Genomic DNA, 13,764 nt, shown 5'->3' on the forward strand with positions numbered 1-13,764 from the left:
TGGGCCGGGGCCGTCAGACGGTGCCGCCGGCACCGGCCGCGAAGCCCCCGGCGCCCCCGGGCGCGATGGTCGGGTCGACCGCGAGCTTCCCCGCGGTGCGCGTGCTGCGGCCCTGCAGCCAGACGGCCAGCCGGGTGAGCGACAGGTTCACCACGAGGTAGATGCCCGCGCCGAGCACGAACAGCGCCACGTAGTACTTGTTGCCGAAGTACTGGGCGTTGTTCTGCATCGCCTTGAGCAGCTCCGGGTACCCGACGATGAAGCCGAGCGACGAGTCCTTGAGCAGCACGACCATCTGCGCGATGAGGCTCGGGAGCATGGTCCGCACGGCCTGGGGCAGCAGCACCAGCCGCAGCGTCTGCACGCGGGACAGCCCGATGGCGTAGGCGGCCTCGGCCTGCCCGCGGGGGAGCGACGCCAGACCGGCGCGCAGGATCTCCGCGATGATCGCCATGTTGTAGACGGTCAGGCCGAACACCACGGAGCCGAACGCGTCCCAGCCGAACCCGAGCAGCGCGAACAGCATCATGAGCAGCACGGGCAGGCCGCGGAACAGCTCGATGACGACGGTCGCGGGGAGCCGCAGCCACCGGTACCGCGTGGTCCGCCAGACGGCCAGGACGACGCCGAGCAGCAGCGCGAGCGGTGCGGCGACGGCCGCGGCGCGCAGCGTGGCGCCGAGCCCGCGGACCACCATGGAGCGCCAGACGTCCTCGGCGGACTGGTTCTTCGGCGGGTCGTACAGCACGTCCCACCGGTCGGCGCCGAACAGGCCTCGCTGGTCGGCGTACCGGAACGCGAGGGCGAGCAGCACGATGATCAGCAGGCCGCCGACGATCGAGCCGATCCGCTCGCGGCGCCGGGCGACGGGGCCGGGCTGGTCGTACAGGACGGAGCTCATCTCGCGAACGCCACCTTCCGCTCGAGGACCCCGGCCAGGTAGCCGGCGGGGACGGTGATGACCAGGTAGAACAGCCCGACGCCGGCGAGCGCCAGCGTGGCCTCGCCGGGGTTGGCGAGCGCGATCCGGCGGCCGGAGGCGAGCAGCTCGACGACCGCGAAGCCGGCGGCGACCGAGGTGTTCTTGGTCAGGGCGATGAGCACGTTGATCAGCGGGGGGATCACCGACCGCACGGCCTGCGGCAGCACCACGAGGCTGAGCGTCTGCCCGAAGGTCAGGCCGATGGCGCGCGCCGCCTCGGCCTGCCCGACGGGCACGCCGTTCACGCCCGACCGCACGGCCTCGCAGACGAACGCCGACGTGTAGGCGGACAGCGCGATCACGGCGGTCCAGAACCCGAGGGGCGGCAGGACGCCGAACTGGGGGGCGACGAAGACCAGGAAGAAGAACACGAGCGTGAGCGGGGTGTTGCGCAGCACCTCGACCCACAGCACCGCGAGCGCGCGCAGCGGGGCGACGGGGGAGACCCGCATCGCCGCGAGCACGGTGCCCACGACCAGGGCGACCGCCCCGGACAGGGCAGCGAGGCGCAGGGTGACGAGGAAGCCGCTCCAGTAGGCCGGCAGGTTGTCGGCGATCAGGTCCACGCAGGGTCCTCCACGAGAGGGTGCGGCGCCCGGCCCGCGGGTGCGGGCCGGGCGCCGGTGAGGTCAGTACCGGTCGACGGCGGGCGGCTCGGGCGTCGGCAGGACGGTGCCCGCGGTCGCCTCCCACGCCTCGGTCCAGCTGCCGTCCTCGAAGCTGGCCTCCAGGACGTCGTTGATCCACATCCGGAAGTCCGTGTCGTCCAGGGCGAGGCCGATGCCGTAGGGCTCCTCGGTGAACGGCTCGCCGCGCACCTCGAAGGTCGGGTCGTCGGCCGCGAAGCCCGCGAGGATCACGTTGTCCGTGCTCATCGCGTCGACCTGCCCCCCGCGGAGCGGCTCCAGGCAGTCGGAGTACGCGCCGAAGGGCACGACCTCGGTGTCGGGGAAGTTCTCCAGCAGGTTCGCCTCGGGCGTCGAGCCGCTGACGGTGCAGACCTTCTTGCCCGCCAGGTCGTCGGGCCCCTGGATGTCCTCGTTGTCGGCGAGCGTGAGGATCGACTGCCCGGCCTCGTAGTACGGGCCCGCGAATGACACGACCTCCTTGCGGGCGTCGTTGATCGTGTAGGTCGCGATGACGAGGTCGACCTGACCGGACTCGATGAAGGACTCGCGGTTCGCGGAGATGGTCTCCGTCCACGTGATGCCGTCCTCCGGGATGCCGAGCGCGCCGGCGATGATCTTGCCGATCTCGACGTCGAAGCCCTCCGGCGTCCCGTCCGGCCCCACGAGGCCGAACAGCGGCTGGTCGAACTTCGTGCCGATCGTGATGGAGCCGGCCTCGGCGAGCTCCGCCATGGTCGAGCCCTCGGGGAAGTCGGCCGCCTCCACCTCGGAGACCTCCGGGCTGGCGCCCTCGTCGGCGTCGTCCGAGCCGCCGCAGGCGGTCAGGGTGAGGAGGGCGGCTGCGGCGAGGGCGATCGGTCCAGCGGTGCGGGTTCTCATCGGGAGCTCCTTGCGTCGCGTGTCGGATGCGTGTCGTGTCGTGTCGTGCGGCTGGCTGCGGTGCGGTGCGGCTCAGTGGGTGAGGATCTTCGACAGGAAGTCCCGGGCGCGCTCGCTGCGCGGTGCGGTGAAGAAGGTCTCGGGGTCGGCCTCCTCGACGATGGCCCCGCCGTCCATGAACACCACGCGGTCCGCGGCGCGGCGGGCGAAGCCCATCTCGTGCGTGACGACGACCATCGTCATCCCCTCGGCCGCCAGCGCGACCATGACGTCGAGCACCTCGTTGATCATCTCGGGGTCGAGCGCCGAGGTCGGCTCGTCGAACAGCATGACCTTGGGCTCCATGGCGAGCGCCCGGGCGATGGCGACGCGCTGCTGCTGGCCGCCGGAGAGCTGCGCGGGCAGCTTGTCGGCCTGGCTGGCGACACCGACGCGCTCCAGGAGGGCCATCGCGCGCTCCTTCGCCGGGGCGGCGCCGAGACGCCGGACCTTGCGCAGGCCGAGCGTGACGTTCTGCAGCACGGTGCGGTGCGCGAACAGGTTGAACGACTGGAACACCATGCCGACGTCGGCGCGCAGCTTCGCGAGCGCGCGGCCCTCCGCGGGCAGCGGCACGCCGTCGAGCGTGATGGTGCCGGACTCGATGGTCTCGAGGCGGTTGATGGTCCGGCACAGCGTGGACTTGCCGCTCCCGGACGGGCCGATCACCACGACCACCTCGCCGCGGTGCACGGTCAGGTTCACGTCCTGCAGCACGTGCAGGGCGCCGAAGTGCTTGTTGACGTGGTCGAGGACGACGAGGGGCTCGCCGCTGTGGGAGGGGCGGGCCGGGGCCGGGTCGGGCTGTGCCATTCCTGGAACCTATGGGGCGCTTGTTAACTGCGCCACCCCTTCAGGTCACAGATGAGAAACGTCTCGGTCATGTCCGGGTCGTCCCGATGTCACTGCGGCCGGACAGGCGGTCGCGCGCGCGGACGGACGCACGGACGCGCGGACGTACCCTTGTCGGCGATGAGCACGACGACCACGCCCCCCGTCCGCACCGCGCTCGACGCCCCCACGTCGACCGCGGCGGCACCCGCGCGCACCTACCTGGTCAAGACGCTCGGCTGCCAGATGAACGTGCACGACTCGGAGCACATGGCGGGCATGCTCGAGCAGGCCGGCTACGTCGCCGCGTCGCCCGAGGCGGCGGCGGCCGAGGAGGCCGACGTCATCGTCATCAACACGTGCGCGGTGCGCGAGAACGCGGCCGACAAGCTCTACGGGAACCTCGGGCGCCTGGCCGGCACGAAGCGCGCCCGCCCGGGCATGCAGATCGCCGTCGGCGGCTGCCTCGCGCAGAAGGACCGCTCGGGCATCGTCGAGCGCGCGCCCTGGGTCGACGTCGTGTTCGGGACGCACAACCTCGACGTCCTGCCGGTGCTGCTGGAGCGGGCGCGGCACAACCGCGCGGCCGAGGTCGAGATCGAGGAGTCCCTCAAGGTCTTCCCGTCCACCCTGCCGACGCGCCGCGAGTCCGCCTACGCCGGCTGGGTGTCGATCAGCGTCGGCTGCAACAACACCTGCACGTTCTGCATCGTCCCGCACCTGCGCGGCAAGGAGCGCGACCGGCGGCCCGGCGACGTGCTGGCGGAGGTCGCCGCGCTGGTCGACCAGGGCGCCATCGAGGTGACCCTGCTCGGCCAGAACGTGAACTCCTACGGCGTCGAGTTCGGCGACCGGGGGGCGTTCGCGAAGCTGCTGCGCGCGGCGGGCACGATCCCGGGCCTGGAGCGGCTGCGGTTCACGTCGCCGCACCCCGCGGCGTTCACGGACGACGTCATCGCCGCGATGGCCGAGACGCCCGCCGTGATGCCGAGCCTGCACATGCCGCTGCAGTCGGGGTCCGACCGGGTGCTGCGCGCGATGCGCCGGTCCTACCGGTCGGAGAAGTTCCTCGGGATCCTGGACCGCGTCCGCGCGGCGATGCCGGACGCCGCCATCACGACCGACATCATCGTGGGCTTCCCGGGGGAGACCGAGGAGGACTTCGCCGAGACGCTCCGGGTCGTCGAGGCCTCCCGGTTCTCGTCGGCGTTCACGTTCCAGTACTCGCCGCGCCCGGGGACGCCCGCCGCCGACCTGCCGGACCAGCTGCCCAAGGCCGTCGTCCAGGAGCGGTACGAGCGGCTGATCGCACTCCAGGACCGCATCGGGCTGGCCGAGGCCCAGCGCCAGGTGGGCCGCACCGTCGAGGTGCTGCTGGCCGAGGGCGAGGGCCGCAAGGACGGCGCGACCCGCCGGCTCTCCGGCCGCGCGGCCGACAACCGCCTGGTGCACCTGGCGCTGCCGGACGGGCTGCCGGAGGCGCCCCGGCCCGGCGACCTGGTCACCGTGGACATCACGCACGCCGCCCCGCACCACCTGGTCGCGGACTCCGCGGTGCAGGGCGGCACGTTCGCCGTGCGTCGCACCCGGGCGGGCGACGCGTGGGAGCGGGCGCAGGCTGGCGGCGACGACCACGCGCACGGCGGTGCCGGGGACGCGTGCGGCACGGGCGGTGCGACGGGCGGGCCCGCGGCGCCGGTCCTGCTCGGCCTGCCGACCATCGGCGTCGGCCCGCGCTGAGGCGGCCCCGCCGAGCCGGAGCCCGTCGCTCAGATCTGCGGCGGCAGCAGCTGGTCGAACGACGCGAAGCTCTGCACCCCGGTGCCGAGCCCGCAGGAGATCAGCTGGTCCAGCTGCTCCACGGTGACGCCGTGCTCCAGGTCGGTCGACACCTCGCTGTAGACGGCGAGCTCGCCCTCCTCCTCGCGGAGGTAGAGCTTCGGCCAGATGCGCTCGCGGTTCCAGTCGTTCAGGGCCAGCGCGACCGCGCGGCGGCTGTCGACGGGGAGCTGACGGTGCCAGCGCCCCCGGACCTGCAGGATCTCGTGCTGCTCGCCGAGCAGCAGGAACCAGAACCGGGAGTCGTTCCAGACCCCGGTGAGGTCGCCGTCGTCGTCCACCCGGTAGTGGTAGCCGCGGGCGGACAGCAGAGCCGCGACCCGGTCGCGGGTGAGCGGGGTGGGCTTCGCCTGCGGCGGCACCTTCCGCTCGGGCTGCGCCGCGGCCGGCCGGGTCGCGAGCACGCGGGACAGCCAGCCGGGGGTGCGGGGTTCGGTCACGGGGCCACCGCCGCCGGGTCGGGGTACAGCTCGTCGATCGCGTCGAAGAACGTGCTGGACGTGCTGAGCCCGCAGAACAGGATCTGGCTGAGCTGCGCGTCCGTGGCGCCGTGCTCGAGGTCGGTCGACACCTCGGCGACGACGTGCACCATGCCGTTGTCCCGGACCCGCACGTACGCCTTGGGCCAGATGCGCTCGGCGTTCCACTCGGTGCAGGCGTCGAGCACCTCCTCCAGCCGCTCGATCGTGATCTCCCGGTTCCACTGCCCGCGGACCTGGAGGATCTCCTGCCGGTCGCCGAACAGGAAGAAGTAGAACAACCGGCCGCGCCACAGCCCGCCGAGGTCCCCGTCGTTGTCCACGAAGTAGTGGAAGTCGTTGCGCTCGAACCACTGCACGATCCGCTCGGGCGACAGCGGGGTGGGGCGGCCGTCGTCGACCGCGACGCCGGCGGGCTCGGGGACCGGGCGCAGCCCGCCGCGGCCGGGGTTCGGCGGCACGGGGCCCGCCTGGTTCGCGGTCGCGGGACGGTCGGGCCCGCGGCGCGGCCGGCGGTTCCGGAACAGACCCATGCGCACACCCTACGCGCGGCGCCCGGGGGCGCCAGCGGCCCGCCGGAAGTTCACACCGGCGACGGACCCGGGGCGGCGATGACGTGCCGCGGGCGGGCTAGGCTCGAACCACGACGGGTGCGCAGAGCCGCCACCTGCACCGACGCGAGCGCCGCGGTCCGGCTGAGGGCCGCACGACAGGACGAGGACGAGATGGGCTTCTTCACCAAGCCGGACGGCGACGCGGCAGGTCCGGGGCCGCAGGCGCTGTCCCACCAGCGGATCATCGACGTGCTGGACAGCCGCGACATGCGCTACGGCGTGGACGACGACGGCGACATCGGCGGCTTCTGGGACGGCCACCTCTTCTACTTCTTCCGCATGGGCGGCAACCAGGAGTACCTCCAGGTGCGCGGCCGGTGGAACCGCCGGGTCGGCACCGACCAGTACGCCCGCGTCGTGGACCTGGTGAACACCTGGAACTCCGAGAAGCTCTGGCCCAAGGGCTACGTGCGGGCCGAGGACGACGTCGTCGGGGTGTACGCCGAGCACACGGTGGACTACGAGCACGGCGTGACGGACGAGCAGATCGACCTGCACCTGGCGTGCGGCATCACCACCGCGCTGAGCCTGTTCGAGCACCTCGACGAGCAGTTCCCCGCCGAGGCGGCCGCGGCGAAGGCCGCCGAGGCCGCCGCCGCCGAGGACGGGTCCGCGTGACCCGGACGCGATGACGGGCAGCGCCCCGCGGGCGTTCCAGGTCGACCTGCACGGCGTCGTCGACCTGCTCGCCCGGCACCTGTACTCCGGCCCGCGCGTCTACGTGCGCGAGCTGCTGCAGAACGGCGTCGACGCGATCACCGCGCGGCGGGCGCTCGACCCGGCGTGCCCCGCCACGGTCCGGCTCCGGCCGCTCGCCGACGGGTCGCTGCTGGTCGCGGACTCCGGCGTCGGCCTCACGCGCGCCGAGGCGGAGGAGCTCCTGGCCACCGTCGGGCGCTCGTCCAAGCGCGACCTGGACCTCGGGCTCGGTCGCGAGGAGTACCTGGGGCAGTTCGGCATCGGGCTGCTGTCGGCCTTCATGGTCGCGGACGAGATCGAGCTGGTGTCCCGGTCGGCCCGCGACCCGCACGCGCCCGCCGTCCGGTGGCGCGGGCACGCCGACGGCTCGTACGACCTGACCGAGCTGCCGGACGCCGGCCTGCCCGCGGGCAGCACCGTGCGGCTGCGCCCGCGCCGGGACATGGAGCACTGGCTCGCGGGGGAGACGGTCGCGGCGCTCGCGGCCGAGTTCGGGTCGCTGCTGCCGGTGGACGTGGCCGTCGAGGTGCCGCTGGGCACCGTGCCGGCGGTCCCGGCCGACGACGACCCCGAGGACCTGCCCGGCGACGGCGCGCCGCGGGCCGGGCACGTCTGGCGGCGCGTGTCCGCCCCGGAACCGCCCTGGGCGCGCACGTACCCCGACGCGGCGGCCCGGGCCCGCGCGCTCGCGCAGCACTGCGAGCAGACGTTCGGGTTCACCCCGCTGGCGCACGTCGACCTGGAGGTCCCGCTCGCGGGCGTCACCGGCGTCGCGTACGTGCTGCCGGCGGCGGTCCCCCCGGGCGGCGGGGGGTCGCACCGGGTCTACCTCAAGCGGATGCTGCTCGGGGACCGCGTCGAGGGGCTGCTGCCCGAGTGGGCGTTCTTCGTGCGATGCGTGATCGACGCCTCGGGGCTGCGCCCCACCGCGTCACGTGAGCAGCTCTACACCGACGAGGTGCTGCTGGCGACGCAGGAGGCGCTCGCGGGGGCCGTCCGGTCCTGGACGCTGCGCACCCTGGAGCAGTCGACGGCGCTGGCCCAGCAGTTCGTCGCGACCCACCACCTGGCGGTCCGCTCCCTGGCGCTGACCGACGACACGATGCTCGACCTCGCCGCGCGGATCCTCCCGTTCGAGACGACGGACGGGACGCTCACCCTCGCGGAGGTCGCGCAGGAGCACGGGCGCGTCGTCTACGCCCCCACGCTCGAGGACTACAAGCGGATCGCCCCCGTCGCGCGGGCGCAGGGCGTCGCGGTCGTCAACGCCGGGTACGTCTACGACGCCGACCTGCTCGCGCGCCTCGCCCAGCGGTCGCCCGGCGAGGTGCGGCCGCTCGGCGCCGGGGACATCGCGCAGGTGCTCGGCCCCCTCGCGCCGGAGCGGGAGCTCGCGACGCTCGACGCCGTGCGCGCGGGCGGCGACGTGCTGCGCCCGCTCGACACCGACCTGGTGCTGCGCACGTTCGAGCCGGCGGAGCTGCCCGCGGTGCTGCTGCACGACCGGGACGGCGACCACCAGCGGGACCTGCGCGCCGCGATGGCGCAGGCCGACGACGTGTGGAGCGACGTGCTGGCCGGGTTCGCCGAGCCCGCCGCCGCCCGCCGGCTGGTCCTGAACGACGCCAGCCCGCTCGTGCGCGAGCTGCTGGCCGCCCCGCCCGGCGAGGTCTTCGCCGCGGGGCTGCGCTCGCTGTACGTGTCGGCGCTCCTGCTGGCCGGCGAGCCGCTGCGCGCGCGGGAGTCCACGCTGATGACCGGGTCGATGGCCGTGCTGCTCCGGGCGGGGCTGCAGGCAGCCACGGAGCCCGGAGAGGGCCACCGGCCCGACGACGAGACGGCCGGGGGACCGGCCGGGGAGGAGCGCGCGTGACCCGCACGCTGGACGAGGCGAACCGCGAGATCAGCCGGGTGCGGGAGATGCCCTACGGCCTGGCCCGCACGCAGGCCGCCGAGCGGCAGGTGCGGCTGGTCGACGCCGAGGGCCCGGACGCCGCGCGGGCCTACGCGCTGGGCACCCTGGTCGAGGCCTACCAGTGGGGCGGCGAGGTCGACCGGTCGTTCGTCGCGTTCGCCCGGCTGCTGCGCTGGTGGGACGAGCACCCCGAGCACTTCGACGCGCACGACCGGCACGGGCTGTTCTGGTCGTTCAAGTGGATGATCAGCGGCCTGGCGGACTTCCCGACCGTGCCCGCCGAGCAGATCGACCGGACGCTCGCCGACATGGAGCGCCGGTACGCCCTGGCGGGCAACGGCATGGACGCGGTGGCGTACGAGCGGTTCGCGTGGGCCCGCCGGCGCGGCGTGGCCGACGCCGAGGCTGCCTACCAGGTGTGGATCGCCACCCCGCGCGACGACTTCTCGCAGTGCGAGGCGTGCGACCCGGGGGACCGCGCAGCGTGGCTCCTGGCCACCGACCGCACCGAGGAGGGCATCCGGCTGATCGAGCGGACCCTCGAGCAGAACCCGTCCTGCGCGTCCGAGCCCGCCGACATGCTGTCGTACCTCGCGGAGGCCTACCTCGACGCCGGCCGCCCGCAGGACGCCACCCGCACGCACCGCCGCGCCGTGGCCGCGCTCGCCGAGGCCCAGTCCGACATGGTGGGCGCGCGCGGCCGGCGGGTCCGGCTGCTGGCGCGCGGCGGCCAGGTCGACCGGGCGCTGCGGGCCGTCGAGGCCGACCAGCAGTACCTCACCGGCGGGGACACGCCGTACTCGCGGCTGGCCTACGCGCGGCTGGTCGGCGCGGCGACCCACGTGCTGCGTCCCGAGCACGGCGGCCGGCCGGTCCGGCTGACGTCGGTCCCGGCGGCCACGGTCGCGGAGCTCGACGACTGGCTGCACGCCCAGGCCGACGCCCTCGCGCCGCAGTTCGACGCCCGCAACGGCACCGCGGTCGAGAGCGAGGCCGTCGCGCGGGCGTGGCGGACCGAGCCAGCCGCGCACGTGCTGGACCTTGACGTGCTGCCCCGCGGGCTGACGTCCGGACCCGGTGCAGTGGGCCGGCCCGCGGGCGCCGTGCCGACGGGGCCGACGGGGCCGTCCGAGCCCGCGGGGCCGGCGGGCGCCGCGGAGCTGCTCGCGGCCGCCGAGCGGCTGTCGGCCTCGGGCGACACGGAGTCGGCGGCGGGCGCGTACCTGGAGGCGGCGGCCGCCGCCGAGTCGGCCGGCCTGCTGGTCGAGGCCGGGTTCGCCTACGCCGAGGCCGCGCACTGCGCGCAGGTGCTCGGCGACGACGACGGCGCGGCGTCGGGGTACGCCGCCGCGGTCGCGTACCTGCACGCCGGCGGCCTGGCACCGGACCTCGTCGTCCCGGTCGTGGTCGCCTGGGCCCGCGCGGCTGCCGTGACGGGGGAGTCCGAGCGCGTCCTCGCCGAGGCCGACCGGCTGGCGGCGTCGCTCGCCGACCCGGCCGACGCCGTCGACCCGGCGGAGCGGGCACCGGAGCTCGTGGCCCGGGACGAGGCCGCCCGGCGCCGCGCCGTCGCGGACCTGGACGACGCCGCCGCCCGGCTGCTGGCGACGCTCGGCGGGCCCGACCGGTCCGCGGCCGCCGCGGTGCGCGCGCAGCAGGCGGCCGAGGCGTACGCCGGGCTCGGGGCGCTCGCGGACGCGGCGCACGCGTTCTGGCTCGCGGGGCGGCTGCACGACGACCTCGGCCACGTCGAGGAGGCGGTCTGGCACCTGGAGTCCGCGATGGAGGGGTTCCAGGCCGCACGGCGGCGCGGCCCGCACGGGGAGGTCGCGAACGCTCTGGTCGACGTCCTGCGCCGCACGGGCCAGACCGCCCGCGCCGACGACCTGGCCCGCACCCTCACGTCCTGACGGGAGGCACCGCGGTGCGCCCGGGCGCCGTCGTCGCTCCCGGGAGAGCCGCCGGAGTGCCCCCGACGCGCCCGCCGGTCGCCGAGATGACAGTTCTCGCCTGTCGGCGTGGGGCGGCCCGCAGGCGGTCGCTGTCATCTCGGCGAGGGGTGCGAGGCGTGCGGGCACGGGTGACGCGGTCCGGGCGGGATACCGTCGGGGGGTGCGTGCGGCCGTGGTGTTCCTGCCCGACACGGCCCTGCTCGTGCGCGGGGCCGCCGGCCGCGCCGACCCCGGCGCCGGGCTGCGCGACGCGGCTGTCGCGGCGCTGCGGGCGTCGGCACCCCAGCCCGGAGGGCGGGTCGTGGTGGTCGCGCCCGGGGGGCGTGCTCGGGTGCTGACCCACCCCGTCGGGCCCGGGCTCGGCGCCGCCGGGCTGCGGCTGCCGGAGGACGGACGCCCGGCCGCCGAGCCGTCCCGCCGTGCGGACGTGCCGGCGTCGGTCGCCCTCGTGCTGCTGGACGAGGCCGGGATCGACGCCCCGGTGGCCGTGCACGAGATCCCGCGGGCCGATCCTCCGGCGGCCGGGACGCTGCGCGCGCTCGGCGCCGGCATCGCGGCGGACCTGGTCGTGGTGGTCGGCTCCCCGAGCGCCCGGCACGGGGCGGAGGCCCCGCTCGCCGAGGACCCGCACGCGGCCGACGTCGACGCCGCGCTCGCCGCGGGCCTCGAGGCGGGCCCGTCCGCGCTCGACGCCGTGCTGACCGCCCTGGGGCCCGCCGGCGCCGCCGGGCTCGCGGTGAGCGGCTGGGCGCCGTGGCAGGTGGCGCTCGGCCTCGTCGGGTCCGCGCCCGTGCTGGTCGCCGCGCACACCGCCGCGGTCGTGGCCGGCGCACCGCACGTCGTCGCCGCCTGGCACGCCGTCGCCGCGGGGCACGCCACGGCCCCGACCACCCCCGCACCCCCCGCACCCCCCGCACCCGAGGAGCCCCGTTGACCGTCGTCGTCGCCGTGGTCGGCCCGACCGCGACCGGCAAGTCCGACCTGGGCGTGGCGCTCGCGGAGCAGCTCGGCGGCGAGGTGGTCAACGCCGACGCCTTGCAGCTGTACCGCGGCATGGACGTCGGCACCGCCAAGCTGACCCCGGCCGAGCGTCGCGGGATCCCGCACCACCTGCTCGACGTGCTCGACCCCCACGAGGACGCGACCGTCGCCGGTTACCAGCAGGAGGCCCGCGCGGCGGTCGCGGGGATCGCGGCCCGGGGACGCCGGCCCGTGGTCGTCGGGGGCTCGGGGCTGTACGTGCGGGCGTTGCTCGACCGGATCGACTTCCCGGGCACGGACCCCGCGGTGCGGGCGGAGCTGGAGGCCCGCGTCGAGGCGGAGGGCTCGCGCGCGCTGCACGCGGAGCTGGCCCGGCTCGACCCGGTCGCCGCCGAGGGCATCGGCCCGCGCAACGCGCGGCGGGTGGTCCGGGCCCTGGAGGTCATCGCGCTGACGGGCCGGCCGTACTCGGCGAACCTGCCCGGGCACGACTACGTGCGGCCGACGGTTCAGATCGGTCTCGACTGCGACCGGGCCGTCCTCGACGAGCGCGTGCAGGCCCGCGTGGACCGCATGTGGTCGGCGGGGCTGGTCGACGAGGTGCGCGGCCTGCTCGGGCGCGGCATCGGCCGCACGGCGTCGCGCGCCGTCGGGTACGCCGAGGTGCTGGCGGCGCTGCGGGGCGAGATCACCGAGGACGAGGCCCGCGCGCAGGTCGTCGCGGGGACGCGCCGGCTCGCGCGCAAGCAGATGGGCTGGTTCGGCCGCGACCCGCGCGTGCACTGGCTGGACTCGCGCGACCCGGACCTGGTGGCCCGCGCGCTGGACCTGGTCGCCGCGGCGGACGCGGGCGACCTCGGACCGGCCACGGACGACCCGGCCCCGCGCCGTAGTCTGGGGTCATGACCGCCACCGCCAGCACGTCCACGCCCGCGACCGCGGGCACCCCCCGGGTGCTGCACGTGTCCAAGGGGCACGGGACGCAGAACGACTTCGTGCTGGTCGACGGCCGCACGGGCACGGCGCTGGACGCCCAGCTGGTGCAGGCGCTCGCGGACCGGCGGGCCGGCGTCGGCGGCGACGGCGTGATCCGGCTCGTGGCGAGCGCGGACCTGCCCGAGGGCGCCGCGGTGCTCGCGGAGGACCCGGCAGCGACGTGGTTCATGGACTACCGGAACGCCGACGGCTCCATCGCCGAGATGTGCGGCAACGGCGTGCGGGTCGTCGCGGAGTACGCCCGGGCGCTCGGGCTGTGGGACCCCGCGGGCGGCGAGCTCGTGCTCGGGACCCGGGCCGGGGTGCGGCGGGTGCGCGAGGCGGCCGGGCCGGCGGGTGAGGCCTGGTACGCCGTCGACATGGGCCCGTGGCACCTGCCGGGCGGTGCGGACGCCGCGACCGCCGGCGCGGACGCGCAGGTGACGGTCGCCGGCCTCGACGTGCCCCGCGCCGCGCTGAGCGTCGACGTCGGCAACCCGCACACGGTGCTCGCGCTGGCCGACGACGCCGAGCTCGCCGCGGCCGACCTCACCCGCGCCCCGGCCGTCGAGCCGCTGCCGCCGCACGGGACGAACGTCGAGCTCGTCGTGCCGCTCGGCGAGGACCGCGCGGCCGACGGGACGGTGGTCGGGCGGGTGCGGATGCGCGTGCACGAGCGCGGGGTGGGCGAGACCCGCTCGTGCGGGACCGGTGCCTGCGCCGCGGCGCTCGCGGTCCGCGCGTGGGCGGGGCCGCAGTCGCCGGACGTGTGGCTGGTGGACGTCCCGGGCGGCACCGTGCGGGTCGCGGTGCTGCCGGACGGGCACGTGGAGCTCGCCGGGCCGGCGGTGCTGGTCGCGGACCTCGACGTCGACCTGGACGCGCTGGCCGTCTGACCGTCGCTGACCGTCTGACCGCCGCAGCACGGCCCCCGGGAACACCGCGGCCTC

At 75.7% G+C, this 13,764-nt stretch carries 13 protein-coding genes; 7 read left to right on the forward strand and 6 right to left on the reverse strand.

Annotation, left to right across the window (positions count from 1 at the left end; genetic code table 11):
* Positions 1 to 13 precede the first annotated feature (13 nt).
* From KJP73_RS01010 to KJP73_RS01025, 4 genes are all read right to left on the reverse strand, one after another.
* Entirely contained in the window at positions 14 to 901 is an 888-nt protein-coding gene (locus KJP73_RS01010; RefSeq protein WP_213280879.1) for an amino acid ABC transporter permease, read from the reverse strand.
* Positions 898 to 1,548, reverse strand: a complete 651-nt coding sequence (locus tag KJP73_RS01015; RefSeq protein WP_213280880.1) for an amino acid ABC transporter permease — start codon at positions 1,546 to 1,548, stop codon at positions 898 to 900. The genes KJP73_RS01010 and KJP73_RS01015 overlap by 4 nt, the downstream gene beginning before the upstream one ends.
* A 63-nt stretch (positions 1,549 to 1,611) precedes the next feature.
* Complete coding sequence (locus KJP73_RS01020; protein WP_213280881.1) at positions 1,612 to 2,490, reverse strand: glutamate ABC transporter substrate-binding protein; 879 nt, start codon at positions 2,488 to 2,490, stop codon at positions 1,612 to 1,614.
* Positions 2,491 to 2,562: 72 nt separating this feature from the next.
* Positions 2,563 to 3,342, reverse strand: a complete 780-nt coding sequence (locus KJP73_RS01025; RefSeq protein WP_213280883.1) for an amino acid ABC transporter ATP-binding protein — start codon at positions 3,340 to 3,342, stop codon at positions 2,563 to 2,565.
* A gap of 159 nt (positions 3,343 to 3,501) precedes the next feature.
* Here KJP73_RS01025 and miaB point away from each other — a divergent pair, with 159 nt between their 5' ends.
* On the forward strand, positions 3,502 to 5,100 hold the full coding sequence (miaB, locus tag KJP73_RS01030; RefSeq protein ID WP_213280885.1) for a tRNA (N6-isopentenyl adenosine(37)-C2)-methylthiotransferase MiaB: 1,599 nt from the start codon (positions 3,502 to 3,504) through the stop codon (positions 5,098 to 5,100).
* 29 nt (positions 5,101 to 5,129) lie between these two features.
* On the opposite strand, the gene KJP73_RS01035 is transcribed toward miaB, so the two are convergent.
* Positions 5,130 to 5,639 carry a YbjN domain-containing protein gene (locus tag KJP73_RS01035; protein ID WP_249668981.1) on the reverse strand — a complete coding sequence of 170 codons (510 nt, stop codon included), beginning with the start codon at positions 5,637 to 5,639 and terminating at the stop codon, positions 5,130 to 5,132.
* Entirely contained in the window at positions 5,636 to 6,211 is a 576-nt protein-coding gene (locus KJP73_RS01040) for a YbjN domain-containing protein (RefSeq protein ID WP_213280887.1), read from the reverse strand. The genes KJP73_RS01035 and KJP73_RS01040 overlap by 4 nt, the downstream gene beginning before the upstream one ends.
* Before the next feature lie 117 nt (positions 6,212 to 6,328).
* Between KJP73_RS01040 and KJP73_RS01045 the strand changes: the two genes are divergently transcribed.
* From KJP73_RS01045 to dapF, 6 genes are all read left to right on the forward strand, one after another.
* Positions 6,329 to 6,910: a YbjN domain-containing protein gene (locus tag KJP73_RS01045; protein WP_249668982.1), complete on the forward strand. Its 582-nt coding sequence runs from the start codon at positions 6,329 to 6,331 to the stop codon at positions 6,908 to 6,910.
* Positions 6,911 to 6,920: 10 nt separating this feature from the next.
* Positions 6,921 to 8,864, forward strand: a complete 1,944-nt coding sequence (locus tag KJP73_RS01050) for an HSP90 family protein (protein ID WP_213280888.1) — start codon at positions 6,921 to 6,923, stop codon at positions 8,862 to 8,864.
* Entirely contained in the window at positions 8,861 to 10,816 is a 1,956-nt protein-coding gene (locus tag KJP73_RS01055) for a hypothetical protein (protein WP_213280889.1), read from the forward strand. Before KJP73_RS01050 ends, KJP73_RS01055 begins: the two co-directional genes overlap by 4 nt.
* Positions 10,817 to 11,018: 202 nt before the next feature.
* Positions 11,019 to 11,792, forward strand: coding sequence for a hypothetical protein (locus KJP73_RS01060; protein ID WP_213280891.1), 774 nt, complete (start codon positions 11,019 to 11,021; stop codon positions 11,790 to 11,792).
* Positions 11,789 to 12,745, forward strand: a complete 957-nt coding sequence (gene miaA, locus KJP73_RS01065; RefSeq protein WP_213280893.1) for a tRNA (adenosine(37)-N6)-dimethylallyltransferase MiaA — start codon at positions 11,789 to 11,791, stop codon at positions 12,743 to 12,745. The genes KJP73_RS01060 and miaA overlap by 4 nt, the downstream gene beginning before the upstream one ends.
* Positions 12,742 to 13,710, forward strand: a complete 969-nt coding sequence (gene dapF / locus KJP73_RS01070) for a diaminopimelate epimerase (RefSeq protein ID WP_213280895.1) — start codon at positions 12,742 to 12,744, stop codon at positions 13,708 to 13,710. The genes miaA and dapF overlap by 4 nt, the downstream gene beginning before the upstream one ends.
* Positions 13,711 to 13,764 lie beyond the last annotated feature (54 nt).

Origin of the sequence: Cellulomonas hominis, from assembly GCF_901521055.1 — a bacterium.
In the GTDB taxonomy this organism is placed as follows: Bacteria; Actinomycetota; Actinomycetes; order Actinomycetales; family Cellulomonadaceae; genus Cellulomonas; species Cellulomonas endometrii.

Bases quoted from the DNA above. Each gene is read 5' to 3' on its own strand.
- KJP73_RS01040 (WP_213280887.1), bottom strand. From the start codon at position 6,211: ATGGGTCTGTTCCGGAACCGCCGGCCGCGCCGCGGGCCCGACCGTCCC.
- KJP73_RS01025 (WP_213280883.1), bottom strand. From the start codon at position 3,342: ATGGCACAGCCCGACCCGGCCCCGGCCCGCCCCTCCCACAGCGGCGAG.
- dapF (WP_213280895.1), top strand. From the start codon at position 12,742: ATGACCGCCACCGCCAGCACGTCCACGCCCGCGACCGCGGGCACCCCC.
- KJP73_RS01020 (WP_213280881.1), bottom strand. From the start codon at position 2,490: ATGAGAACCCGCACCGCTGGACCGATCGCCCTCGCCGCAGCCGCCCTC.
- KJP73_RS01010 (WP_213280879.1), bottom strand. From the start codon at position 901: ATGAGCTCCGTCCTGTACGACCAGCCCGGCCCCGTCGCCCGGCGCCGC.
- KJP73_RS01050 (WP_213280888.1), top strand. From the start codon at position 6,921: ATGACGGGCAGCGCCCCGCGGGCGTTCCAGGTCGACCTGCACGGCGTC.
- miaB (WP_213280885.1), top strand. From the start codon at position 3,502: ATGAGCACGACGACCACGCCCCCCGTCCGCACCGCGCTCGACGCCCCC.